General features: G+C 39.0%; 2 protein-coding genes. One reads left to right on the top strand and one right to left on the bottom strand.

The window, feature by feature from the left end; translation table 11 throughout:
* The first annotated feature begins 288 nt into the window (after nt 1–288).
* Nucleotides 289–1,050: a hypothetical protein gene (locus ETC02_RS17905; RefSeq protein ID WP_050367851.1), complete on the top strand. Its 762-nt coding sequence runs from the start codon at nt 289–291 to the stop codon at nt 1,048–1,050.
* Nucleotides 1,051–1,060: 10 nt separating this feature from the next.
* Here the strand turns inward: ETC02_RS17905 and ETC02_RS17540 are convergent.
* Nucleotides 1,061–1,258 (bottom strand): hypothetical protein (locus ETC02_RS17540; RefSeq protein WP_216367873.1); only part of this gene is annotated, 198 nt, incomplete at its 5' end.

The raw sequence follows: 1,258 nt of genomic DNA, 5'->3' as shown, positions 1-1,258 counted from the left end.
CGCAAAGAGCCGTTCCGCCAACCACAACTTATTTAGTCTAGCCAAAAGGCAGACAGGTTATACGAGATGCCTAAAATCGGGCACCTCTGCTTTCCTATTGCCTTTTTTGGCCATTTTCAGTATACCCTCACGGATCAGGAGCGTATACCGCACTCACCAAGTGGTGGGGATTTTCACGGAAAAAGGGTTCAAAGTATTTTTTCTTTGAAGTGAATAGAAAGTAACTTGATAGGAATTAAAACCTGTATTAAAATATTATGGAATTAATATTATGAGGAGGTAAATGTTTTGAAAAAGGTCAAAGGATTACTACTTGTTCCGTTATTAAGTGCAGGTCTGTTATTATTGACTCCGTATAATGAACATAGCGTAGAGGCAAAAGTTTACTGGGATGGTGTAGAGCTAAAGCCGGGACAAATTGGTAGATTAACAATTTTAAAACAAACGCCACTCTATAAGCTAGATGCAAGTAAGAAAGTATTCGTTCGGAATCTAAAGCCAGGGCAAAAGTTCCGTATCTATGCTTTCAAACCTGGTATGTTAGGTATTGGTGGCGGGTATTATGTAGACCGCGATAGTCGAGTAAAATATGAAACTCCTTCGAAAGCAAAATTGGCTCAAGTGAAAGAGGAACAGGAACTATTAAAAGCTGGATTACAAAAGTATAGTGGTGAATGGTTCACTTCTAAAGACAAATCTCGCCCTGGAGTCGGAGCAATCATTAAGTTTACTTCTCCTAACAAAGCAAAAGTTCAACTTTACGGGATTTGGTGGTCTATGCCGGACGGATCGAATGCAAGACAGTCACTCTCAAACCCGGTCACTGTTACGTTTAATAAAAATGGTGTAGGGGAATTTTGGTTTATTGAAGACAGAGCAGGAAACAAGGGGCATGCAACCTTAATCCTTAAGGATAATAAAGTCACACTAGAAGTTTCGTATCCAGACTATTTACCGGAGAACGAATTTTTAGATTCTTATATTTACGAAGGGACTAATAAGTTGTATTACAAAGTTGGACAACCGGAGTTTATGGAGGTTATCAATTAGGTGCCAACTGTCACTGCCCGAAGATTATCAAAATATGTTGAAAGCTCTGCAGAAAGACATTTTGCGGAGCTTTTCTTTTTCGGTTCATCACCAAATTTTGTGATTTAGTGACAAAAAAGAGAAAGCACTGACGAGATCCTGGCAATAATGTTAGCGGTGAAATAAACATTAAGGAGGTCTCGTAAGTGCTTTCTATACCACTAGGATT

This window comes from Geobacillus sp. DSP4a (assembly GCF_013096875.1).
Classification (GTDB): Bacteria; Bacillota; Bacilli; order Bacillales; family Anoxybacillaceae; genus Geobacillus; species Geobacillus thermophilus.
Note: the sequence above shows the minus strand (reverse complement) of the source record. Positions and strands in the feature narration are given on the sequence as shown.